Origin of the sequence: Paenibacillus sp. FSL K6-4396, assembly GCF_038002525.1 — a bacterium.
GTDB classification, from domain to species: Bacteria; Bacillota; Bacilli; order Paenibacillales; family Paenibacillaceae; genus Paenibacillus; species Paenibacillus amylolyticus_B.
Genome location: NZ_JBBOCR010000001.1, coordinates 599,071 through 622,538, shown reverse-complemented (window position 1 = coordinate 622,538; position 23,468 = coordinate 599,071). Strand labels below are relative to the sequence as shown.

Below are 23,468 nucleotides of genomic sequence, written 5' to 3'. Positions count from 1 at the left end.
ATCTATATTCCCCTGAATGTTCAAGGTCACAGCCACGTCTCACCCTGAAGTGAGATTAGACCGCGCAGCTCATCATCCGACATCTCGGTCAGCCAGTTCTCACCCGAACCAACGACCTGCTCGGAGAGTGCCTTCTTGCTTTCAATCAGCTCATCAATCCGTTCCTCCAGCGTTCCCTGACAGATCAGCTTATGCACCTGCACGTTGCGATTCTGTCCAATTCGGAATACACGGTCCGTCGCCTGATTCTCAACCGCGGGATTCCACCACCGATCATAGTGAACGACATGACTCGCCCGTGTCAGATTCAGACCCACACCTCCGGCACGAAGAGATAGAACAAACATGGACGGCCCCTCTCCTTTTTGGAAAGTCTCCACCATATCATCTCTTTGCGCCTTCGACACACCACCATGCAGGAAATAGGGTTCTTCCTCATATCGCTGTTTCAACCTCGATACCAACAAATCTCCCATAGCAACATACTGCGTGAAAATCAGGGCGGATTCCCCGTTATCACGGATGGCATCCAGCAGTTCAAGCAAACGTTCCATCTTACCGGATGCCTCAGCCTTGCCGTGGTCTTTCCGATTACTGTCCGCCAGCACCGGATGATCACAGATCTGTTTGAGCTTGGTCAGGGAGGACAGCACAATCCCCTTCCGGGCAATACCATTTCTGCCGTCCAGACCACCCATCAGATCATCCACCACACGCTGGTACAGCACCGTCTGCTCCGGCGTCAGAGAACAATAGGATTTCAGTTCAAGCTTCTCTGGCAGATCCTTGCGAATATCCGGATCACTTTTCAGCCTGCGCAGCATGAATGGAGATACCAGTCGATGAAGCTCACGCAAGGAGGCTGCATTTTCTTCGGATGGCCCCAGTCCCGTATACCGCTGGCGGAACGATGAAGCTGTTCCCAAATACCCCGGATTGAGAAACTGGAAAATCGACCATAGTTCGCTCAATCGGTTCTCTACAGGCGTTCCCGTCATCGCAATACGATGAAGTGTAGACAGGCGCATCACGCTTTGCGCTTGTTTGGTACGGTAGTTCTTAATATATTGTGCCTCATCCAGCACAATGGTGGACCAGTGCAATGAAGCCAGATCCGGGCCATCTCTGCCTGCCAGATGATAGGTCGTCAGTACAATGTCATGCGTCTGCGCTTCTGCCTGAAAATCATTCCCGTGCAGCCGTTGTCCGCCATGATGAATATATAGGGACAGATCCGGGGCAAACCGCTTCAGCTCACGCTGCCAGTTTCCAAGCAGCGAGGTAGGACACACAATAAGTGCAGGCAGATGAACATGCTGCTCATTCGTGTGCTGATCCGCCGGGAAAGAATCATCTGATCCATTCAGGAGCTCATTCTCACGCGCTTCCTCTTCAGCTGCCTGGCGTTCCTCATGTTTGCGGTCCAGCAGACAGGTAATTACCTGAATGGTCTTCCCAAGTCCCATATCGTCCGCGAGACATACGCCAAAGCCCAGCTCACGCATAGCGGATAACCATTGGTAACCTCGTTCCTGATAAGGTCTTAGTTCACCATGCAATTCTGCCGGAACCTGACGAGGCTCAATGCTGCGAAGCACCTGTCCATCGAGCAGGAAAGCAAGCATCCCATCAGATTCGGCACCAAAGACGGAAAGACCCTTCCAGGCGGAATCCTCCCCTTCATCCGCTGCCAGATGCAGCCATTCGGAGAGAGGCATATATTGTTCTTCTTCTTTTTTCATATAACGCAGGACTTGGCGAATCTCTTTTGTATCCACTTCAATCCATTCACCACGGAACATGACATACGGAACTGTGGATTCAGCCAGTGCTGCCAGTTCCTCCGCCGTGACCGGTTTACCATCCAGCATAGGCTCTGCTTTGAAAGCAACCAATTGTTCCATGCCCAGTGCAGATGTGGCTCCAGGCAAACGCTCTGTTCCCCGATTCAACATCTGCAGACGTAGTCCCGCACGACGTTTCCCGGCACGACTCCACCTTGAAGGCATAAGAACGGTTATCCCTGCCTTCTGCAAACGTGGAACTGCATGCGTGAGAAATTCAAAGAAACCCTGCTGCTCCAGCTTAATTTCCTCCGGACGAGCGGTAAGCAGCGCCGTCTCCAGTTCAGGTGCCAGTTCTGCTGCTTGCCCAAGTGCCATCAATAATTGCTCTGCCGCCGAGGTATACAACACCTTCCCTCGGTCCAGATCTCGCTCCGGATGTGCCCAGATAGTCCGTGCAGGCAACCTCAGGCTTGGTTCCTGCTCACTGTCCACCCAAAAGCTGATTCCCCAGATCGTTTCATGTTCGCCCAGTGGAGGCTCCAAGCGGAGCACCAGCTTCAATTGGCCTTCAGCAGGTGCCATCTCTTCTGCTCCCACGATTGGCATTGACGTTCCACCCACTTCTTGCAGCGTATGAATAAACGCTGTCATATCGTCCGTCGGCCCTTGCACAGTCACAGGACGGAACATCGAGATCAGACTGTTCCACCAGAGTTCGGCTACTGGCGAAGATCCGCGTCGATATGGGGTGCGGTAACGGGACAGTTCACTGTCCATACTCTCCAGTTCACTTGTCACTACAGCATGAATCATGCCACTCATGAATGAAAATAATACCGCAGCCCCTGCTTCTTCACGCGTTTCCGGTTCCAATGAAGCATAAGCTCCAGGAGCGGCCAATCCAATCGGAGGCATCGCTTCAGCAAGATCGCGGAAGCGTTCGATGTCCTCCTCCTGCTGCAAGCGTGGCCGCCATACGCCTGTTAATGTCTCTTGCCCGGTCCGTCGCCGTGCTCCGGTCTTTGCTGCGAATTCAGCCGATGGAGCAATCGCTCCCCGCAACAGCAGCTCCTGTGTGAACTGCGCTGCTTTGATCCAGTAACGCATCTCTTCTCCAACCTGAATTCCGGCTGCATTTAACAAACGGTCATCCCATTGAAGCAGCAACCTGAAGGCATCCTTAGGCGAGACTGCCAATCCTTCCAATGTGCGCCCCAGCAGCTGACGCCGCTTCGTGTTCTTGGCTTCAGCCGTGTTCCTCAGCGGATTCGGCCAGCGCAGCTCCGCAAGACGCAGAGCGGCAGGCTGAAACAGACGACCCCCGTCGCCAAAATTCAACCTTCTTACCACGTGGCTCCATGCATCCACACGCGGTTCCGATGTTTCACCGGAAAAACAAAAAAATACGTCACCAAGCCATACTCCATACAGCGATTGCATCATTAAAGTCTCCCGTCATCCCTTCGCATTGTTACTCTCCATCATATACGAAAATGACCGGATTTAAAAACCTTTGCCCATAAAAAGTGGTTATTTCGAGGGTTAGGGCGTGTCTCAAAACTCGCTGAAGTGCATCTTTTACCCCCTTTTCGCCCCCTGCTGCGTCACTTTCCCTTGACGTGCCCCGGCACGCCTGCGGAAAACTTTCTTGCTTGGAACGAAAATTCGGCAAAATCTGCTTCCTTCTGAGTTTTCAGACACGCCCTAGCGGTACAAAAAAATGTCCCTTCTCCCGAAAAGCGGATGAGGAACATTTGGGTAAACCGAAGGAAATACTGAATATTGAAAGAATTACGGAACGTTATACTCCTATGATCTGATCAAGCTGCCCAGTAATACATCCAGGTTCAAAATGCCTGCACGATGATCTTCACAGAACCCGATTTTGTCAAAAACGCCAAGCATGAAACGGCGGTGTTCCTCAGCAGGTTCCTCGAAACGATCGTAACTTACGACAGAATCGACCATATCTACGATCAGCGGTACAAATCCACCTTTGTAAGGCACCACAATAATACGTGTAGAAGAAGTATCCTCCTGGTCCGGCATGCCTAACAATACACGAAGACTCACAACCGAAACGACCTTACCGTACAGCGAAGCAAAACCTCTGATCTCTGGGCTTCCAAATGGAACTGTTGTCACCTGTACCATTCTGATGATCTCATGAACTTCATCAATTCGTAGTGCAAAGATCTGGTCTCCTACCGAAAAATTAATATATTGCATTCCCTCGTCCATAGTTATCCCCATACCCTCTCATTCCGTATAATCAGACTACTTTCGTCCCATTAGATATTACTTTGGTTTATCGGTTATTTTTGACCAAATGTTTAGGCTTCAGATCAATTTTGCCAACTTCAACAGACGTTGCATTACGGTTGCTGTCTCCGCTCTGCTCATTTGCCCTGTTGTAGAGGGTGGTGGAAGTTAGTCGTTTTAATATTGAGCGTAAGTAACCTGACATTGGATTGAAAAATGATATTCGAAAAAAGACCAAAGATCAGCTTTATGCCGATTTTTGGTCTTTTTTATCCCCATATATTTATGGATCTGTTTCTATGTTTTCAAATACTTGGAACAAAAAAGCGAAATTCCTGTGGATAACTTGTTTTATTACTCCAAAACAACTGTTTTATCAGATGAAAACACGAGTTATACCTGATTTGTGGATAAGTTGTGCACATATTGCACACATGCTGTGGATATCTTTAGCGTTTCATGTGGATATTCATTAATTTAATGTGGACATGTTGTGTATTTGTTTGTAAATCTGACGTAAAATCTGAATTTCCGCTTCAGTTATCCATTACTGTGGACACGTTGTGGACATGCCCAATTTCCTTCGCTGTAGTTATTCGACCAATTCACCCTGACGCATGATCAGCCTGTCATCGATGTACACGTCCGGCTTTTGTACAACTGCATCAATATGAACACCCGCGGCAATCGTTCCACCAAATGTGTTATTGCTGCCAAAGGCCACATGAATTGTGCCATACACCTTCTCATCTTCCAGCACCACACCCGTGATTCGTGCCTTGTTATTGGTACCGATCCCGAATTCGCCGAGAAAACGACCATCGCCCTCACCAAGCGTTTCCAGTAATTGAGCCCCATCTGGTCCTTCAGCTGACACCAACCGTCCTTCACTAACGGTCAATAGCATCGGTTCACGGAGTGCCCCAATTCCAGCAACGGAACCATCTACAATAATACTGCCCTCGCCCTTGCCCTCGACGGGAGCAATATAGGCTTCTCCTGACGGCAAGTTACCCGATTCACCAGGGTTCAAATACATACCTGTGCTTGGTACACCGTTACGATCTTCAATGGAAAAGGAAAGACTATGGCCCTGCTTCTCTATTCGCACATGGCGACCTGCGGTTAATAGAGCCGTTACCTTCTCGGTCAACGCCTTTACTTGCGAATATTCAGCTGTAATGGCTCCGTTCACAAACATATCCTCTGTCATGCCGGGCATTGTTGCCACTCGGGTACCAGAGGCAGCGGCTTTTTTGCGTGCCTGGGTATGTGTTAAGGAATATCGCGTCACACACACGGCTACATCTGCTCGAATCATGGCCTCTGCAATCGGCGCAGGCGGCTCTTCTCCAGATCTGCTGCGTTCCTTCATGATTAACAGGACCGACTCTGCACCAAGTGCTTTGCCTGCCTCATAGATGGATTCAGCCAAATCCCGTTTCATATCGTCTGCGACAACTACCAGATTCTCTCCGCTACGCAGTCCGAGACATTCGGTTAGCACATTTTTACTGATTTCCACACGTTGCTGACTCATACATTCATCTCTCCTATCTTTGGTTAATCCTCTTCGTAACTCGACTTGACCTTTTCGACAATTGGTACGGGATTCCTGCGTATCCAAACCTGAACTCACCTCAAGGTATCGGCCCATTCAGTGAGGATTGCAGCCGTTTCCTTATACTGAAACGTCGGAAAGTAATGTCCATAGGGTACATCTATCCGTTTGACCTGTGAGTTCATATCCTGGGGATAGTGATATTCCCGATCTTGATTGGCCCATACAACTAATACATTCTTGGCATAATGCTGACTTTCCATTTTCGCCCACAACGTTGATCTGGCGCCTTTCCTCTGACCCGAGTGGATCCAGCGCAACAAGTCTGCATGCGCTCCTGCGATGCGAGGGGACTGGAGACTGGAGCGTATTCTCTTGCCCATGGTATCGGCCATAACACTGCTTACGCCGCTATGTGAACTGAACATTTGATTCCAACTTTTCTCCGATCTGCCACGCAGCAGGGAGCGCATCACCCCTCTTGGCAAACGGGAAATCCCTCTTAGCACATTCGGATTCGAATTGTTGGCAACTGGCTGAAGCAAACCTAACCGAATGTCTGTCCGCCCGCTACGCATCTGTGCCGCAGCTGCAATAGCAGCCCCTACTGAATGACCAACCAGCTTCACCGGACCCTCAAACTCACCAAGAGCCGTAAGCAGTGCATCCACCTGACCTTCAAACGCTTCATCTCCCTGATGTACAGGAGACCGTCCAAATCCAGCGAGATCGATTAACCATACCGGGTTCCCGGTCCGTTCCCTAAGCTGTTGTCCCAAAGGTAACATCTCATCCGCAGATTGAAGCAAACCATGTACAATAATCCAAGGCTCTCCCTCACCCTCCCAACCAAGCATAGCCATATTTCCGCTCCGTGACCGAGTATAATCTGTCGGAAAACCCTCAGGTAACGGCGTATACCTCAGACGATAGTCCAGATCGGCTGTAACCAGAGGAAGCTGTTCCCGGATGTCCGGCCAGGATTGCCCCATACGTGTAAACAGAGCCTCCGTCTCTTCAACCGGGAATGATCTGTTGGTAATAAAAGCAACCGACTCCGTTGGAACACCACTGATGCGTGTGCCCCCTGATTTCATGATCCATTGAATCCATCCTAGTGGCACAGCCCCTTTGGGCTTGGGTACGTCCAATTGCTGTGCCAAGAGTTGCAGCAGTTCCTTCATATTGGGACTGTCTTCCCTCCGCGCCAATAGTGGATAAGTTCCTCCGACTGGAGCAGCTTCCCTGGATAGAAAAACAAGCGTCTGTGCAACAATATCATTCTCCACAAGCGGTAACCAATAGGATGAACCTCCCGGCACTGCTGGCATAAGTCCTTTCTGAATCGCCTGAATGAGCAGTCCAATCCCACCCGTTTGCTCGGTTTCACCGGTGGGACGTGGCCCAACCACTGTACTCGGATTTACAACGGATAAGGGATAGTGATGCTGTTCTGCATGCTCGCGAATGTGCAGATCGGCTTGGAACTTCATCTCTTCATATGCACTTTCATTGTTATCCACATGCTCAACCTGTAGATAATTCCCCTGTTCATTCCGCTCTCCATAAGGACTCATATAACCAACAACGTGGATAAAGTGTCTCAATCCATGAGTACAGTGGATTTCCTGTGTTAGCTGTGCCAGTTCTCTGGCCCCGTTCATGAATATCTGCTCGGCTACTTTTCGTTCCAAAGTGACGTCCATCGTTCCTCCCGCATGAATGATCACATTTGCTTCAAGAGCACGCACCCGGTCCGCTGCGGTAAGTCCAAGACCCGACTTGGACAAATCACCTGTAATAAAGGTAATCCGGTCGAAATCCTCCACTCCATAAGCCTTCAGCACATTTCTGGCTCGCTGTTCCGAACGAACCAACAAGAGCAATTGTACGTCTCCTTGCGTGAGTTGTTTGACCGTTTCTTTGCCGATAAAACCTGTGCTTCCTGTCATAAAAATGATCGTGGCTTCAATATCAGACTTGCTTATTACCTGATTCATGTTTGTTGAATTTGCTGCTGTGTTTTCTTCTTTGGATACACGGTTAGTATGTACAATCATTCTGTTACGGCTCCTTTTAGTACTATACAGTACTAGTTATATTCAAAAAAAGAGCTTCGATTAACGAAGCATCTGACAAAACGTACGTGCCGATTGTTCTATAATCCCAACATCACGGGCAGTTCCCGCCAGGATTAGTGAACCCTCCAGTGCTGCAATAAACAACAACGCAGCCGGTCCCGGCTCGATCTCTTTGCGAAATTCACCGCGATCCAAACCTTGCTGAAACAACTTCTCCACCATAGGTCTAAGCTCACGAAAGAATCTGGATATGCTTTCCTTCACTTGGGGTGCACTGTCCGGTGTCTGCATATATAACGTAACAAAAGGACAGCTCCCTTCGTAATTTCGGCCCTCAATGCCTGCCGACAGTAATGCCATGAATGAGTATATACGCTCCTCCACTCCTCGCTCACGCTGACTGAGCAGCAGATACAGCTCCGACTCATACTGGGCAACCCAGTATTGAACCACAGCCTGAAGCAGTTCCTCCTTGTTTTTAAAATGATAATAAATATTCGACTTCGATACCCCACTCACTCGCACGACTTCATCCATGCTGACGTAGCTGTACCCCTGACGCAGAAATAATTGTGCCGCCACTTCAACTGCCTTTGTCCGGTTCACCGGATTGGAACTCTTGGATTTGGCAGGTCCCGTGTTCATTTTTGGATTTGTCATATTTAGAACTATACAGTACTAGTAAGTTGAAAACAAGTATTTCTGTTAACAAATGAGGACCTTCCACTCCATCTACTCCTTACTTGTCCACATTTAGAGTGTTATACACACAGGATATCCACATATAGTATAAACTCTGTGTTAAATACGTCATGGGATCGTTAAACTGCTTTGGGGTTATCCACATTTCAGAGATATTACTAACTTTGAACTTTTCAGTGCGCTATTGGCTCCTCGGAAAAACCAAAACAGGCCAACCAGAATAAAATTTCTGGTTGGCCTGTTTCAATTATCTTATATATTCGATAGACTAACTTTTCTATCCGAAAATTTCTGAACAGTTTTTGGTAACCTGTGGATACCGTCCATGATCCGGATTATTTTTTCAGACTATCCCAGTTCTGTTGCAATGCATCGAGCAATCCGGCTTTATCCGATTTGCCTGCAACGTAAGCCTGAATCGTGCTGCCATACTCTTGTGGAACCCCTTCAGGGAAACGGTTAAAGTTCCAGCTGAGTGTTTTGTTTTCCTGGCTATACTTCATAATCTCTGTGGCGAGGTCACCCAGATCCTCTTCGGATGCCGTGATGGAACTGAACGCCGGGATGAATTTGAATTCTTTTGTCATGTATTGTTTCCCGATATCCGAAGTTACGAGCCATTCCAAAAACTCTTTTGCTTCCGGTTTCACTTGAGAGTTCTTGTTCACAACCCAATAGTTCGGCACACCGACAAACAATTTGTCATTGGGTTCATTATTAATTGGCATTGGGAGGATACCCAGATTCAGATCTGGATCAATTCCATCGATCTGTACTTGAGTCCAGTTTCCTTGTTGCATCATCGCCGCTTCTCCACTCGCAAACAACGTAACTTGCGTATTGTAGTCGGTTGTCAGCGGGTTTTTGTTGCTGTATTTCAGCGTTAAGTCGAGCAAGTTGATCCAGTCGGCGAACACTTGGTTGCCAGGAATTTTCTCCGTACTTTCGTTGAGTCCCTGGATGAATTTCACCGGATCTGCCTGATTTGCAAATGCCACGTTTACGTTATGATTGCCCAGCACCCACCACTCCTGATATCCGTTCGAGAACGGGGTAATGCCTGCGGCCTGAAGTTTCTGTGCGGCTTGATCCAATTGTTCCAGTGTCGTTGGAATTTCCGTAATACCCGCTTTTTGGAAGAGATCTTTGTTATAAATGAAACCATAACCCTCCAATGCGAGCGGCTGTCCGTAGAGTTTTCCGTCTTTGGTCATTGGCTCTTTGGCTACTTCGAGCGCATCCTTAGCCCATGATTCTCCAGACAGATCTTCCAGATATTCAAGCCATGTATCCAATTCACGATAACCACCTACGTTGAAAATGTCAGGTTGTTCGCCAGCGGCAAACTTGGCTTTTAATGCAGCACCATAGTCACTGCCGCCACCTACGGTTTGAATGTCCAGTTTGACGCCTGGATGGGAGGATTCATATTCCGCTTTGAGACGATTGAGCGCTTCCGCAATTTCGACTTTGAATTGGAAGATTTTAATGGTTTTATCTCCAGCAGCAGCCTCACCACCACCTTGAGCATCCGTGTTGACCGGACTGCCACTCTTGTCTCCATTGCCACAACCCGCGAGCATTACCGAAAAAGCAATCAGCATAAGCAACGTCAACTTTGTCATTCTTTTCATACATACACTCTCCCTATAGTAGTTTCAGTATAACCGTTCGACGAATGAATATTTACACTGGCATTCCGATGACAGAATAACCTTCCCTTGAAGCGTGTTTTCATTCTAACGAACCGAGCGCACGTTATTGCACCTATTTGCACAGGTTCCAATTTTAACGAATCACAGCGACGTTATTTCGTCGATTTAGTCAATTTTCAGGGCTCTGACGCCGTTTTACACCCGAATAACGTTACTGAGGTTCGTTACAATTTGTATTCCTTGATTATCCACCTATTAAGATGCGTTGGTTTCGTTAGCGCTTTGGACAGGGCCCATACCATCACTCTGCAGAAGAAGTTCCTGGCTGTACAAGCTTCTTTCTTGGTCATTTCTCTTTATCGGTCTTTTCTCTTTATTGTTCTTTCCCCAGGAGTCATGCCCAAGCTATGCGAGCATGACTCCCCTTTGCACACCTCCGTGCGAGGTGGGAGCAAAGGGATCAAGAATGCGTTGCAGGAGCGGAGCGTTCGCCTTTGATACTCGGTGGCTTCCTTGCCCTAATCCATTCAGGCCACCGAGGAGCAACAGCGACCGAAAGCGCACCTTGATCCCGCCAGCGACCCTGCCATTATATACTCACCTTCTGCCTTATCGAACCTGGTCTTAAAATCATTTCATTCTTGGTCATTTCTCTTTATCGGTCTTTTCTCTTTATTGCTCTTTCCCCAGGAGTCATGCCCAAGCTATGCGGGCATGACTCCCCTTTGCACACCTCCATGCGAGGTGGGAGCAAAGGGATCAAGAATGCGTTGCAGGAGCGGAGCGTTCGCCTTTGATACTCGGTGGCTTCCTTGCCCTAATCCATTCAGGCCACCGAGGAGCAACAGCGACCGAAAGCGCACCTTGATCCCGCCAGCGACCCTGCCCTCGCAACGCTTACCCTTTAACTGATCCAGCGGTAATCCCCTGAATGATATACTTCTGCATCAGCAGGAAGAAGATAATGATCGGCATGATGCCGAGCACAAGTGCTGGCAAGGCCAGATCCCATTGCTTCGTATATTGTCCGAAGAGTGCAAAGGTCGCAATCGGGATCGTACGCAGATTGGAGCTTTGCAGGATCAGCGATGGGAGCAGATAATCATTCCAGATCCAGAGTGTGTTCAGAATGATGACGGTTACATACATCGGTTTCATGAGTGGAAATACGATCCGGAAGAACACCCCGTAGGCAGAGCTTCCATCCACACGAGCCGCTTCCTCAATCTCCAGCGGGACGGATTTTACGAATCCGTGGAACAGGAAGACAGACATCGGTGCCCCGAAACCGAGATAACAGATAATGAGGCCGCCAAGGCTGTCGATCAATCCCAGATTACTGGTTACAGTAACGAGTGGAATCATGATAGACTGGAACGGAATCACCATAGCCGCAATGAACATGCCGAACAAAATACGGTTGAATCGGGTATCGCTGCGAACCATTCGGTACGCGGCCATGGAACTGATCAGCACAAGCAACAGATTGCTGACCACGGTAACGATAAGCGAGTTCATCAGCGCGGAAGGGAAGTTAATTTTCTCCCAGGCGTTCGCATAGTTGCCCCACTGAAATACTTCCGGCCATGCAGCCGAATTGGTGAGCAGGTCACCGAATGTTTTGACCGAATTCACAAACAGGAAGTAAAACGGAACCAGGAATAAAAGTCCAAGGAGTACCATGACAATCTCGGTTACAATGGTACTGAAGCGGTAATTTTTCGTCGTCTCCATTAGGCTTCTACCTCCTTGCTCTTCGTCAGACGTACCTGAATCATGGTGATGATGGCAACGATTACGAAGAACACGAGCGCTTTGGCGGTTCCGATGCCATATCTGTTATTCACAAAGGCTTCATTGTAAATATTAAGTGCAACCGACTCTGTTGATCCGAATGGTCCACCTTTGGTCAGTGACAGATTGAGATCAAACATTTTGAACGACCAGGAGATCGCCAGGAACAGACAGATCGTTACACCTGGCATAATGAGCGGAAGAATGATGCTCCGCAGTACCTGCCAGCGACTTGCGCCATCAATCTCGGCAGCTTCCAGCAGATCAGGGGATACATTTGTCAGAGATGAGATGTAGATGACCATCAGATAACCTGCGGTCTGCCATACAAACACAATCACGATTCCCCAGAAGGCGGTTGGTTCGTCTCCCAGCCAAGGAAGGTTGAAGAAGGACCAGCCGGTTACATCGCCTACTGCTGAAAACCCTTTCACAAATATGAACTGCCAGATAAAGCCGAGCAACAACCCACCGATCACGTTAGGCATAAAAAAGATCGTACGCAGAATGTTTCTCGTCTTGAGCGGTTTGGTCAGGAAATACGCCAGGAAAAAGCCAATCACATTGGTCAGTACCACACCAACCACGGTGAAGCGCACCGTAAACCAAAACGCCGTTTGGAACTTGGGATCATTCGCAAAAACATGCACGAAGTTATCAAACCCTACCCAATTAATGTTCTCCGATACCCCGTTCCAGTCCGTGAAGGAGTACACCATGCCAAGCAGGAAAGGGACCACGATGATGAGAATAAAAAACACGATGGAGGGACCCACGAACACAAGCTGCTGTAACAGCTGTGAAGATTTGCGATGCTTCATATCGTTCTCCCCTTCTATAGATGGATGAAATTGGTCTCTTTTTCTATTAAACCCCATTATCGCCGAGGGAAACACCGACCCGTGTGAACAGTTGGGGGTAAAATATTGTCCTCTCTTAACCTGCAACCAGAAGGGGTGTTCCGATGTCCAAATACTACAGTATACGCACCAAATTGATTGCCTTTATGCTCATTGCTACCACACTTCCACTGCTCGCATCGATCAGCATGACGTTTATCCAGACCAAGACAGCCCTGCGGGAACAGGCTGTTGAAGAGAACAAACGCCTGATCTACCAAGCGTCCACCAATCTCAACAACTATGTGGATAACGTGGCCAGAGCGTCACTCGCTGTGTATAACGACCCGAACTTTCTGCGTAACTTGGCAAAAATTCCTGGTGATTATCGTGCGGTTGCCGAGGTGTACACCACTTTGCAGACAATACGCGCGGCTGTGCCGGATGTATTCCAGCTGTATTTGCACTCTTTTGCCGCCAATCAATCCACCTTAATTACAAATCCCTTTCCGAAGCGGGAGGAACGCAAACAGGCCTATTCCGGCTCGCTTCATGGAAAAACAGGCGGTGACAGCCCGGATATCTGGGTGGAATCGGCCCATATGAGTCACACGTACGGATTCAAGGCTGCCTCCCCAGATGACCCTGCCAGAACGGTCATTACCCTGCATCGGGTGATCAAGGATATTCCGTCCACCGAGCGTCTGGGTGTACTCGCCATTGATCTGAATATGAATACCATTGCAGCAATCTGTGGCAGGCTGTATGATCCGGCTAAGGAACAGATCTATGTTGTGGATGGTCAGAATCAGATCATTTACCAAGGACGTTCCGAGGTCAATCATACGGATGCACTACGAGAGGAAACGGCTAGTGAACTGAATATCGCGCGATCTAGCGCAGGAACAGCCCAGAATGTCGCAGGACATTTTGAACAGGATCGATCCATGTATGTATACCAACAACTTGGCAGCACATACGCCGATTGGACCATCGTCAAACAGATTCCGAATGAGACGTTATACGCCAGGGCGACCACACTCACGTGGAATAACGCAATGATTGCCATTGCAGCACTTGTATTAGTCATTATTGCAACCTTGTTTATCTCCATCCGAATCACAGGTCCGCTCAAGCAACTCATGCGGTATATGAACCAAATTCAAGCCGGGCGTCTGCATGTGGATATCCATCTATCCAGCCGAGATGAATTCGGGGTGCTCGCTCGTCATTTCCGGGATATGATGGATACGGTAAATAATCTTATTTTGCGGGAATATCGACTCGAGATCGCCAATAAGACGAATCAGCTCAAAGCGTTGCAAGCACAGATTCATCCGCATTTTCTATATAACACACTGCAATCGATCGGTACACTTGCCCTTCAACAGCAGGGACAACGGGCGTATATACTACTCTCTAGCCTGTCCAAAATGCTGCGCTACAGCATGCGGGATCAGACCTGCGTGACCTTACGCGAAGAGGCGGAGCATGCCCGATTATATCTGGAACTGCAGCAGGAGCGGTTTGGTGACCGCCTTGAGGTGGATTTGGATTTTGCCGAAGATACCCTGTCTGTCGAAATCCCAAGAATGACGTTACAACCTTTAATTGAGAACTATTTCAAACATGGAGCGGATATTCAGCCTGGCAAAGGTCACATATCCCTATCCAGCCGCCGGATCAACGATCATTGGATTGAAATAGAACTGAATAATAACGGCCCCTCCATACCTGAAGATAAATTACTGGAGATCCGCGGATGGCTACATCAAAGTCATACAACAACCGGGTTATCCACACAAGAATCCAACGAGTCTGAATCCATCGGTCTACGAAATGTAATACGCCGACTTCAATTGAACTCACATCCCGGTCACTCAGCCAGGCTTGAGATCAGCAATCGGGAACCCAATGGTGTGAAGATTACGGTTAAACTATACGCGGGAGAGTGAACAACATGAAGGCACTGCTTGTAGATGATGAAAAACATGTCCGCGATGCCATAAGGTTGCTTGGTCATTGGGAAGAGTTTGGCATTGATACATTACTTGAAGCAGCAGACGGGGATGAAGCCATCGCCGCCATCACGGCACATCAACCTCAAATCATACTCAGTGACATGCGTATGCCGGGCAAGGACGGTATGGCATTGCTTGAATGGATATCAGCTCATGTCCCACACAGCAAAGTGCTGGTTATCAGCGGATATGACGATTTTGAACTCGTGAGGCATGCAATTAGGCATGGTGGTATGGACTACCTCCTGAAACCCGTGGAAGCAGATGAGCTGAATGCATCTCTATTAAAGGCCGTTACAGCTTGGGAAGAGGAAGACGCCATTCGGATACAATCCACCAGGCAATCCATCGTTGTTAATCGAATGCGCCCTCACTACCAGGATCGTCTGCTCACCGAACTTGCCGTCGGAAGAGGCAGCAGCCAATCACACATGCAGCGATTACAGGATGAGTTAAATCTCCCCCGTCTAATCTCTGTCTGTAGTGTCGCTGTCACCAGCCTGTCCCATCTGGATGCAGATTGTCTGGCAAAATACCGCAGTCAACCGGACCTGCTTGTGTTCTCCGTGCTCAATATCTGTGCCGAGATGTTATCCACACCAGACGAAGGTGTAATGTTTCGCCAGTTGGATCAACCGGACGAGATTGTTCTGCTGCATTGGGGTCCATCCACTTCATTGGAACATATTTTGGACAAGGTCAATCATGGATTGGAGCAGACGATTCAGCGCCGGCTTCATTTTGGCATCTCCACCTGTGAGTCCTACCCTGGCGGAATCTCAGCGGCCTATCTGGAAGCAAGTTCAAGGTTGTGGCGACGCAATGCTGTGCAAATTAAACAGCGAATCCATGCCTCAGTGGAATCATCAAATGGGAATAAAATCAGGCGTTTAACCGCCCATGAAGAACCCCTGCGTATGGCAGCCATGAGTTGCCGGGCTTCCAGTGTATCCGCTGCGGTCGCCGAGTGGCTTGACCCGATTACTGATCTCGAGGTTGTCAGTGCTGAGCAGATCCAGCAATGGATCGAGGAGCTGGAATGGATGCTGAACCGCTGGCTTGATGATACAGCAGGTTCGTCATTTAAAGAGGAAGAAGTGACGGAGGAACAGTCTATTCCCTTTGCCGAGTTACCTTTGGACGCTGAAGGACTGTTATCCTTCCCCCTGCTTCGTTCATTGTTGGAACAACGACTGCTTGCCGCAGGAAAGGCACTCACCGCTCATCACCAAGCCAATCCTGATCCCATGAGTGAGATTGCACGTTATATGGACGCCCATTATCAGGAGGACCTGTCCTTGCAGCAGATTGCCGCGCGTTTCTATCTGAGCCGGGAGTATATTTCACGCAAATTCAAACAGCAATTTGGTCTGAACTGGTCGGAATATCTGGGCAAACTGCGGATCAACAACGCCAAGCTGTTACTGCAAAATCCTTCCCTGCGTGTCGCCAAAATCTCGGAGATGGTTGGATTCCAGGACGAAAAGTATTTCAGCAAAGTGTTCAAAAAAATGGAGGGTATCACGCCAGCGGAATATCGTAAAACATTATTGGAGGCCGGTACTTAACGAATACCTGTTCAGAATTTATTTGAATTAAAAAGAGTACTCCCCGGCATGGCCTATCGGGAGTACTCTTTTTAATTTTAATTTCACAAAGAATAGCATAGATCAAGACGACTTGTTGGCTCTTTCTTTTCTAAGATAGGATACGCTCCGAAAGATTGCGGCTACAGCTACACCAAAGTAGAGATAATAAATTTTATTTCCCGTTGTATGAGCTGCCTCACCGATCTCGTAAAATTACCGCAGGTACAAGTCGAATGTAGATTAGCTCTCCTGCAAGCTCCACCATCGTCTGTGTCACAATAACAGCCGCAGCTATGGTTGCCCATTCTGGCGGGAGTGCCAGCGCAAGTGGCAGAACGACCAGCGAATTCCGTGTGGCTGAACTGAAAATCAACGCCCGCCCGGCGCCTGGATTCAATCCAAACCAAGTAGCAATAAGCCGAGATATCCAAGGCATAATGATTAGGAAAGCAACATAGATAGGGATCACGTTTACGATGATCGCCATATCATTGTAGACTTTGCCAATCTGGGAAGCGACAACCACGATCAGCGTAAGTGCCATCATCGGAACCGGGAGCCATGCCGTTGCATTCAAGACCCGCTCCCCGCTCACTTTACCTCTTGAGAGAACCTGTGTAACGACAGCAAGCAACAGTGGAATAACGATCAGGAACAGAAAAGCCTCCACGAACGGCCCTATCTGCATGACCTGCGCCACCTTAGCACCCATCAAAAGCCATAAGTAAAACGGCAACAAGATCATTTGTATAACAAATAAAAGGGGTGTTGCGGCCAGCATCAGTTTCTCATTGCCCCTGCCGAGCTGTGTGAACACAATGACGTAATCAATACAGGGTGTTAACAGTACCAGATAGACTCCGATCAGAACGCCTGGTGATTGTGGAAAGACCAGTGTAAGCAACCATACGACTACAGGTACAACGATAAAATTCGCCACCAGTAACGCGCACATAAATCGAAGATTCGACCAAGACTCTTTTAACTGTAAAAAGGGAATCTGTACAAACATGCTGTATAACAGAACGGCAAGAACCGGGGACACGGTGTAGTGTAAACCATTTCCCCATACCGGATTACTCAGCCCTATCGCTGCTCCTAAGAACAGTGCAACTACATAGAACCAGGTTTGCTGTTTCTCCATCGTTTCTCTTGTGAGCATTCTCTTTCTCCTCTTCTAGTGGAACATCGTGGGCATGGACATATTTCTGCTTCGTTTCGCGTACATTGGGACAGAGTACCGTTCCAACATAGCGACTGAGCACAAGGATCTGAAAGATCAACTTGTGAATTTTTTGCGGCTGTTATTAGAATGTGCAAGAACTGGGTATATTCATTGTAGACTGACCCGTGGTTCATTCATTCGTTAAACCAAGGAGGAAACACAATGTCACGTAACAATCCGTACAAGTGGTTAAACGCCATTGGTTTTATCGCTGTAATTATCGTGAACTACCTCTCCAACGCTCTGCCGATCGGAGGCAAGACCAATAAAGAAGTATCGGATATGTATCCTGTGCTACTCACACCTGCTGGCTATGCCTTCGCTATATGGGGTCTAATCTACTTGCTGCTGGCAGGCTTTGTGATCTATCAGTTCGTGCCTGCTTCGTGGAAAAGGGACTCCATCACCCGTCTCGGGTATTGGTTCCTGGCAAGCTGTGCCTTTAACGTAGCCTGGATTTTTGCTTTTCAAAACTTGCAGACCGGTCTCGCTTTACTGATTATTGTACTCCTACTGTTGTCTCTGATCGTGTTGTATGTAAAAACACGTACCATTACCGTTCCGACCACTGCTGAGATCTGGCTTGTGAAGCTGCCTTTCAGCATCTATCTGGGATGGGTTAGCGTGGCAACGATCGTCAATACAGCTGTATTGTTATATAAAATCGGCTGGGATGGTTTTGGTCTCAGCGAACCAACCTGGACGATCATTATGCTGATTGTCGGTATGGTGCTAGCAGTACTCGTTAGTTTCCGTTATCGCGATAGCATATACCCACTTGTATTCACATGGGCGTATATCGCCATTGCACTTAAACAAAAGGATGTCACTTCCGTATATTATACGGCAATCATCATTGCGATCGTACTGGCAATATACGCAATTTGGCTGTTCTTCGCCCGTAATCAGGATCGCGATTGAGCGACTTCCATCCTAACGCAAAAACATAAAGCAAAAAGCCGATTCTGGTCATTTGACCTGAAATCGGCTTTTTATGTATAACGCAGTGAATGAAGGTTGTCCTATTTCAGGGCAATAACTTCAATCTCCACCAGTGCATCTTTTGGCAAACGAGCAACTTCCACAGCACTGCGTGCAGGATACGGCTGTTGGAAGAACGTGCTATACACTTCATTCACAGGAACGAAGTCGTTCATGTCTTTCAGGAACACCGTCGTTTTAACGATTTTATCCATACTTGTGCCTGCTGCTTCAAGGATAGCCTTCACATTGCTCAAAGACAGACGTGTCTGCTCTTGTACATCTGCACCGAATTCTCCCGTTTGAGGATTCAGGCCAAGCTGTCCGGAAGTGTAGATGAAATCGCCTGCATCAACGGCTTGACTGTATGGACCAATGGCGCCTGGCGCCTGATCGGTAGAGATTGGTTTTTTCATGGACGAGTTCTCCTTCATGTTCGTTATCCTGCTGCCGCATGGAGTCAGGGTTCGAACTCATTTTTGTTGCCTATTATACCACGATCTGCCTCAAGCGAGAAACGCTCCTCACTAGCCACATGAAGTAAACAGCTCGTTCAAAGGTTTCTTAGCCCCCGTCCACACCAAGGACATGAATGACTTCATTGGAATACACATGGTTTCCCTTGGCTTGCACCAGCGCAATATTGGTCATGGCCTGTGCAATGGTTGCGGCGTGGACCGCCCGGTATTTGTCCGCTCTGCCTTTCATCCAGCGATCCAGAAACTTCATGGCATAGGCAGCCATCTGCTCACCGAACCGCTTCTCGTTTCGATCTCCCAGAATTAAGGAAGGACGGAAGATATGCAGTGACGGAAAACCGATATCGGACAATGCATCCTCCATTTCCCCTTTGGTCCGACTGTAAAAGACCCGGGAACCTGCACTCGCTCCCATAGAGGAGATCACCAGCATCTGTACTACACCATGTTGCTTCGCAATCGTGGCTGCACGAACCGGGTAATGATAATCCACCTGACGGAAATTGTCCTGACTGCCTGCTTTTTTGATCGTTGTCCCCAAACAACAGTACAGGTCATCGATTCCATCGAATAAGTGGTCTTGCCTCTCCAGCTGTTCCCAGTCCACCACATGCTGTTCCAGTTTGGGATGTTGCAGCTCAAGCGGACGTCTAACCAGAACGCGAACCAAGCTGTATGCCGGGTGCTCCAGCAGATGATGAACCAGTAATTCGCCTACAAGCCCCGTGGCTCCAATCACCATGGCTTTCCGTTCGAGACGATTCAATTACATCCCTCCACTTCGCCATCGTTATATTAAGTTATGTGATATCATTTCTATTTTAACAGTACACGACGTCCAAGGGTAAATGTCAGAATCAGCATCACGACACCAACCCCCACCTGAAATCCATAGGCTGAGATCCAGGCGAGCGCATCGGACCAGGTTTCCATTTTTTCGTACAACCAGCCACCCAACAACGGCCCAAGAAACGAAGTTACTCCGGTCAGAGCGGAATACACCGCGACAAACATCGGTCTTTCACTTTTGGGTGTGTCTCCAATGGTAAAGTTAAATGCCAGCTGGTTGAATCCACCTACACCGATCCCAAGGAAGATATGAGATAGAAATAGTGCGATCAATACGGGCATGAACGACATTAAACCCCACGACAAACAGGAGAGTGCAATGACTGGCAATGTCCAAAATAGCAGGGTTTTGTTGCTGAATCTGGCATTCAGATTGCCCCAGACATAAAAACCGGCCATCATAACCAGTGTCTGGACTACCGTGATCAGGGATACAGTCTGATAATTGATGTTCAATAAATCGAGCATAACATAGGAATAGAGCGGAACAATCAAGGTCTGGATCAATAACCAGACAGCAAGGAACAGCGTTGCTTTCAGAAAAGAACGATCCTGGAACGGCTTGATGAACATGCGCCAGAAAACCTTTTCGGTAGAACGTTCAAAGGGAACGTCCGGATAGAAAAAGTAGATAACTGTATTGGCAATAGCACAGATCCACACCGGAATAAACAGGATCAGAAAGCCCATTTCTCCAGGGTAACGGTCCAAAACAATACCGCCTGCAAATAAGCATACGCTTCCAAGAGCATTCAGAATCGTATTTCGAATTCCAAAATAACGCCCTCTCACCTTAGCAGGTACGATATCGCCAATCAGTGAAGTCCAGATCATACCGCCGATGGTATTTGATATAAAAGCAACCGTATACACGCTAATATATACGCTTACCCACCACTCTTTGGGGAATATGAACGGGATCAGTCCCGTTGCACTCCACAAGATACGATGTGTGCCCACGAACAGCAGCAGCATGCGTTTACGGCTGCGAATACGCTGCATCCAATAAGCTGCTCCGATCTGGGCAATGTTCACAAACGTCGTAATCGCGAGCACAAAGCCGATATGTCTCGACCCGGCCCCAAGGTACAGCAGAAATCCGGTTAAAAATGGGCCTCCCAGCAAGGTCTGTAAAATAATTGCCGGTACACCCTCCCATGTTGCAATCGATAAATTCGTGCGTTGTGTCGAACCCTTGCGCCGTGGTTTGCTTGTTAACGGGGGAGGATTAACGTTGACCGTCTTCTGTATGGGGATACACTCCTTAGACCGGGTCTCAAAAGCCGGTCGATGCTAGTTGTCATCCCAAATTCTACTCACGGCGCGAAGCTTGTCAACTCATTTTTTCACGGTCCAACGGGAGATAGAGATAGAAGGTGCTTCCTTTACCTTCAGTGCTCTCAAGTTCAATCGATCCCCCCAGTAATCTCGCTAAATCCCGACTGATCGACAGGCCTAGTCCGGTACCGCCAAATTTTCGACTAATCGACCCGTCAGCCTGCTGAAATGCTTCAAATATAGAATGATGCTTGTCCTCAGAAATCCCAATACCTGTATCCTGAACGGAGAAAATAAGCCATCGATTCTGAATACCTGCATTCTTAATCTGCTTGGTGCTTACGGTCAGCGTGACCTTCCCCCGGTGAGTGAACTTGATGGCATTGGACATCAGATTCCGCAAAATCTGTTGAACCCGCTGGGGATCAGACCAGAGCGTCTCGGGCAGTCCCTGTTTTTTGTCCAGAACCAACTGAATACCTTTTTTCTCAGCAACGAGCTGAAAGTGGCTCATGGCATCTTCTGTAAGTTGTGCGACACTGATATCCTCCAGTACAATATCCAGCCGCCCCGCTTCTACTTTGGAAAGATCCAGAATATCGTTAATGAGCGTGAGCAGTTCCTGCCCGGAGTGGTCGATCATATTGGCAAAACGTACAATATCCTCCTGATCCATCGTGTCAGCGTTCTCGCTGATCATCTGGGCAAAGTTAATAACACTATTGAGCGGTGTACGCAGTTCATGGGACATAGTGGCGAGAAATTCGGATTTGTACTGTGAGGCAATCATCAATTGTTTCGCTCGATCCTCCAGTACAATCTGGGCTTTCTGTAACTCTTCCTTTTGCACAGATAAAAGCCGGTTTGTACTCTGGATCAGCAAAATTCGATTCTGTTCATTCTGAAAATCACGTAAAATAAATGCAAAAATAAGGCTTAACAAGATACCTGCAGGAAGCGTGTAAGGCATAATATGGGAGAAAAAGTATGTAGCCGGGATGACGCCAAAAATAGCAATGCCTACACTATTGACCACATTGACGATTAGTACAACAAGGAAGCCTTTTGTGATCAGTCTGAAGTTGCTGCGTCTTATCCATATATTTAAACCCGCACATATTACACCGAGTAAAGTCATATTAATTACCGCTGCCACCGTAGCATCCGTGATACCAAAGGTTAACCTGGATAAACCTATCCCTACACCCACAATAATTACACTATAGGGTTGTCTGTACGTCAGAACGGCAACAATTAAAGGAACATAACGAAGGTCAAAGACTACTTCATCCGTGAGTTGAAATCCAAAAACCGTACTGATCCAGCCCGCAAAGATAAGGACAAGTACTGAACCGATCTGCTTCATTCGGGAAGAGGCACGTATGACGATATATTTATAGAACACACTGGCAAGATAGGCAATCGTTATAAGCATCCCCATATTCAATACGAACATTTTCAAAAATTGCATTCACTCACTCCTGTTGTCCCGACTTTACTGGTCAAATTACCTTCGTCCGTATATGTTTCTATCATATCATGCCCATTGAAACTTCTGCATTCCTTCTTCGTCAAAAAAATACACAAAAATACACAAATCAGGATTCAATTTGTGCGCTGGTCGTAGTAGAATATATTGTTGTTTAAATTTGAATTAGTTATTTGCTGGGGTCATGCTCCTAGGGAGCATGAATGAAAGGAGAAAGATGTTGTGCAATTGTTAAAAAGCAAATCCTATTGGCTGTCATTGAGTTTGATGCTGTCTTTGGCCGTCATGGGGCTGTTCTATGATATTCTTAACAGTCCGGAACGCGGGTTCGCAGTGCTTGATTCGCCGCTCGACCGGATCATTCCCTACGTGCCTGGCATGTCCATTCCATATTTGGGCTGGTACCCGTTTGTATTCGGTGTGCTCGCTTACCTGTGTGCCAAGGATCGCCTGACGTATTACCGTGTCTTGTTATCCATGAATATCTGTGTCTGGATATGTTATCTGATCTACTTCAACTTTCAGACCATGGTACCGCGCCCGGAACTGACGGGTACAGGCCTGGGAGCATCTGTTCTCGGATGGCTCTATAGCCAGGATCGTCCTTATAATTGTTTTCCAAGTATTCATTCTCTTCACTCTTATCTGGTTATGCGTGCCGTTCTCTCGGTTCCAAGCATCCGCAAACCCATCAAGATTTTGGTGGCCGCCGGGGCAGCAACTATTATCGTATCCACGCTAATGATCAAACAACATGTGATCTATGACGCCTTGGGTGCAGTCATACTCGGCGAGTGTGTTCTCACCATCATAACAGGCCTCGCTCTTCACCGGAGACGCAGAAAAGAATCGAAGTGGACAGAGGGGATCAACTGA

At 48.0% G+C, this 23,468-nt stretch carries 17 protein-coding genes; 4 read left to right on the top strand and 13 right to left on the bottom strand.

What is annotated here, in order from left to right; genetic code table 11:
- Nucleotides 1-26: 26 nt before the first annotated feature.
- The 8 genes from MHB85_RS02895 to MHB85_RS02860 form a co-directional block, all read right to left on the bottom strand.
- A complete protein-coding gene (locus tag MHB85_RS02895; protein WP_341072347.1) occupies nucleotides 27-3,230 on the bottom strand; it encodes a DEAD/DEAH box helicase in 3,204 nt (1,067 codons plus the stop codon).
- A gap of 366 nt (nucleotides 3,231-3,596) precedes the next feature.
- Nucleotides 3,597-4,016 (bottom strand): chemotaxis protein CheW, encoded by a 420-nt coding sequence (locus MHB85_RS02890; protein WP_164783412.1) that lies wholly within the window; start codon nucleotides 4,014-4,016, stop codon nucleotides 3,597-3,599.
- Between the two features lie 625 nt (nucleotides 4,017-4,641).
- Nucleotides 4,642-5,589, bottom strand: a complete 948-nt coding sequence (locus MHB85_RS02885) for an aminopeptidase (protein ID WP_341072346.1) — start codon at nucleotides 5,587-5,589, stop codon at nucleotides 4,642-4,644.
- Nucleotides 5,590-5,684: 95 nt separating this feature from the next.
- Nucleotides 5,685-7,670 carry an alpha/beta fold hydrolase gene (locus tag MHB85_RS02880; RefSeq protein WP_341072345.1) on the bottom strand — a complete coding sequence of 662 codons (1,986 nt, stop codon included), beginning with the start codon at nucleotides 7,668-7,670 and terminating at the stop codon, nucleotides 5,685-5,687.
- A gap of 60 nt (nucleotides 7,671-7,730) precedes the next feature.
- Entirely contained in the window at nucleotides 7,731-8,297 is a 567-nt protein-coding gene (locus MHB85_RS02875; protein ID WP_091018670.1) for a TetR/AcrR family transcriptional regulator, read from the bottom strand.
- Between the two features lie 431 nt (nucleotides 8,298-8,728).
- The gene (locus tag MHB85_RS02870; protein WP_036607334.1) at nucleotides 8,729-10,027 is read right to left on the bottom strand and encodes an ABC transporter substrate-binding protein; all 1,299 of its coding nucleotides are present in this window, start codon (nucleotides 10,025-10,027) and stop codon (nucleotides 8,729-8,731) included.
- Nucleotides 10,028-10,945: 918 nt separating this feature from the next.
- The gene (locus MHB85_RS02865; RefSeq protein ID WP_047840283.1) at nucleotides 10,946-11,782 is read right to left on the bottom strand and encodes a carbohydrate ABC transporter permease; all 837 of its coding nucleotides are present in this window, start codon (nucleotides 11,780-11,782) and stop codon (nucleotides 10,946-10,948) included.
- On the bottom strand, nucleotides 11,782-12,663 hold the full coding sequence (locus tag MHB85_RS02860) for a carbohydrate ABC transporter permease (RefSeq protein ID WP_036607341.1): 882 nt from the start codon (nucleotides 12,661-12,663) through the stop codon (nucleotides 11,782-11,784). The genes MHB85_RS02865 and MHB85_RS02860 overlap by 1 nt, the downstream gene beginning before the upstream one ends.
- Nucleotides 12,664-12,806: 143 nt before the next feature.
- On the opposite strand from MHB85_RS02860, the gene MHB85_RS02855 reads away from it, so the two are divergent.
- Both MHB85_RS02855 and MHB85_RS02850 read left to right on the top strand, forming a co-directional pair.
- Nucleotides 12,807-14,636, top strand: a complete 1,830-nt coding sequence (locus MHB85_RS02855; protein ID WP_341072343.1) for a cache domain-containing sensor histidine kinase — start codon at nucleotides 12,807-12,809, stop codon at nucleotides 14,634-14,636.
- A gap of 5 nt (nucleotides 14,637-14,641) precedes the next feature.
- The gene (locus tag MHB85_RS02850; RefSeq protein WP_105601427.1) at nucleotides 14,642-16,270 is read left to right on the top strand and encodes a response regulator transcription factor; all 1,629 of its coding nucleotides are present in this window, start codon (nucleotides 14,642-14,644) and stop codon (nucleotides 16,268-16,270) included.
- 217 nt (nucleotides 16,271-16,487) lie between these two features.
- Here MHB85_RS02850 and MHB85_RS02845 read toward each other — a convergent pair whose 3' ends face one another.
- Entirely contained in the window at nucleotides 16,488-17,453 is a 966-nt protein-coding gene (locus tag MHB85_RS02845) for an arsenic resistance protein (RefSeq protein ID WP_105601429.1), read from the bottom strand.
- A 225-nt stretch (nucleotides 17,454-17,678) separates the two neighbouring features.
- On the opposite strand from MHB85_RS02845, the gene MHB85_RS02840 reads away from it, so the two are divergent.
- Nucleotides 17,679-18,437: a tryptophan-rich sensory protein gene (locus MHB85_RS02840; RefSeq protein WP_341072342.1), complete on the top strand. Its 759-nt coding sequence runs from the start codon at nucleotides 17,679-17,681 to the stop codon at nucleotides 18,435-18,437.
- 101 nt (nucleotides 18,438-18,538) lie between these two features.
- Here MHB85_RS02840 and MHB85_RS02835 read toward each other — a convergent pair whose 3' ends face one another.
- The 4 genes from MHB85_RS02835 to MHB85_RS02820 all read right to left on the bottom strand — a co-directional run bounded on the left by MHB85_RS02835 (nucleotide 18,539) and on the right by MHB85_RS02820 (nucleotide 22,574).
- Nucleotides 18,539-18,913 carry a RidA family protein gene (locus tag MHB85_RS02835; RefSeq protein WP_310340037.1) on the bottom strand — a complete coding sequence of 125 codons (375 nt, stop codon included), beginning with the start codon at nucleotides 18,911-18,913 and terminating at the stop codon, nucleotides 18,539-18,541.
- A gap of 148 nt (nucleotides 18,914-19,061) precedes the next feature.
- Nucleotides 19,062-19,718 carry an oxidoreductase gene (locus MHB85_RS02830; RefSeq protein ID WP_091018668.1) on the bottom strand — a complete coding sequence of 219 codons (657 nt, stop codon included), beginning with the start codon at nucleotides 19,716-19,718 and terminating at the stop codon, nucleotides 19,062-19,064.
- A gap of 74 nt (nucleotides 19,719-19,792) precedes the next feature.
- On the bottom strand, nucleotides 19,793-20,950 hold the full coding sequence (locus MHB85_RS02825) for an MFS transporter (RefSeq protein ID WP_341072341.1): 1,158 nt from the start codon (nucleotides 20,948-20,950) through the stop codon (nucleotides 19,793-19,795).
- A 208-nt stretch (nucleotides 20,951-21,158) separates the two neighbouring features.
- Nucleotides 21,159-22,574 carry a sensor histidine kinase gene (locus MHB85_RS02820; protein ID WP_341072340.1) on the bottom strand — a complete coding sequence of 472 codons (1,416 nt, stop codon included), beginning with the start codon at nucleotides 22,572-22,574 and terminating at the stop codon, nucleotides 21,159-21,161.
- Nucleotides 22,575-22,814: 240 nt separating this feature from the next.
- Here MHB85_RS02820 and MHB85_RS02815 point away from each other — a divergent pair, with 240 nt between their 5' ends.
- Complete coding sequence (locus MHB85_RS02815; RefSeq protein WP_091018593.1) at nucleotides 22,815-23,468, top strand: phosphatase PAP2 family protein; 654 nt, start codon at nucleotides 22,815-22,817, stop codon at nucleotides 23,466-23,468.

Bases quoted from the DNA above. Each gene is read 5' to 3' on its own strand.
- MHB85_RS02895 (WP_341072347.1), bottom strand. From the start codon at position 3,230: ATGATGCAATCGCTGTATGGAGTATGGCTTGGTGACGTATTTTTTTGT.
- MHB85_RS02890 (WP_164783412.1), bottom strand. From the start codon at position 4,016: ATGCAATATATTAATTTTTCGGTAGGAGACCAGATCTTTGCACTACGA.
- MHB85_RS02885 (WP_341072346.1), bottom strand. From the start codon at position 5,589: ATGAGTCAGCAACGTGTGGAAATCAGTAAAAATGTGCTAACCGAATGT.
- MHB85_RS02880 (WP_341072345.1), bottom strand. From the start codon at position 7,670: ATGATTGTACATACTAACCGTGTATCCAAAGAAGAAAACACAGCAGCA.
- MHB85_RS02870 (WP_036607334.1), bottom strand. From the start codon at position 10,027: ATGAAAAGAATGACAAAGTTGACGTTGCTTATGCTGATTGCTTTTTCG.
- MHB85_RS02865 (WP_047840283.1), bottom strand. From the start codon at position 11,782: ATGGAGACGACGAAAAATTACCGCTTCAGTACCATTGTAACCGAGATT.
- MHB85_RS02860 (WP_036607341.1), bottom strand. From the start codon at position 12,663: ATGAAGCATCGCAAATCTTCACAGCTGTTACAGCAGCTTGTGTTCGTG.
- MHB85_RS02855 (WP_341072343.1), top strand. From the start codon at position 12,807: ATGTCCAAATACTACAGTATACGCACCAAATTGATTGCCTTTATGCTC.
- MHB85_RS02850 (WP_105601427.1), top strand. From the start codon at position 14,642: ATGAAGGCACTGCTTGTAGATGATGAAAAACATGTCCGCGATGCCATA.
- MHB85_RS02845 (WP_105601429.1), bottom strand. From the start codon at position 17,453: ATGCTCACAAGAGAAACGATGGAGAAACAGCAAACCTGGTTCTATGTA.
- MHB85_RS02840 (WP_341072342.1), top strand. From the start codon at position 17,679: ATGTCACGTAACAATCCGTACAAGTGGTTAAACGCCATTGGTTTTATC.
- MHB85_RS02835 (WP_310340037.1), bottom strand. From the start codon at position 18,913: ATGAAAAAACCAATCTCTACCGATCAGGCGCCAGGCGCCATTGGTCCA.
- MHB85_RS02830 (WP_091018668.1), bottom strand. From the start codon at position 19,718: ATGGTGATTGGAGCCACGGGGCTTGTAGGCGAATTACTGGTTCATCAT.
- MHB85_RS02820 (WP_341072340.1), bottom strand. From the start codon at position 22,574: ATGCAATTTTTGAAAATGTTCGTATTGAATATGGGGATGCTTATAACG.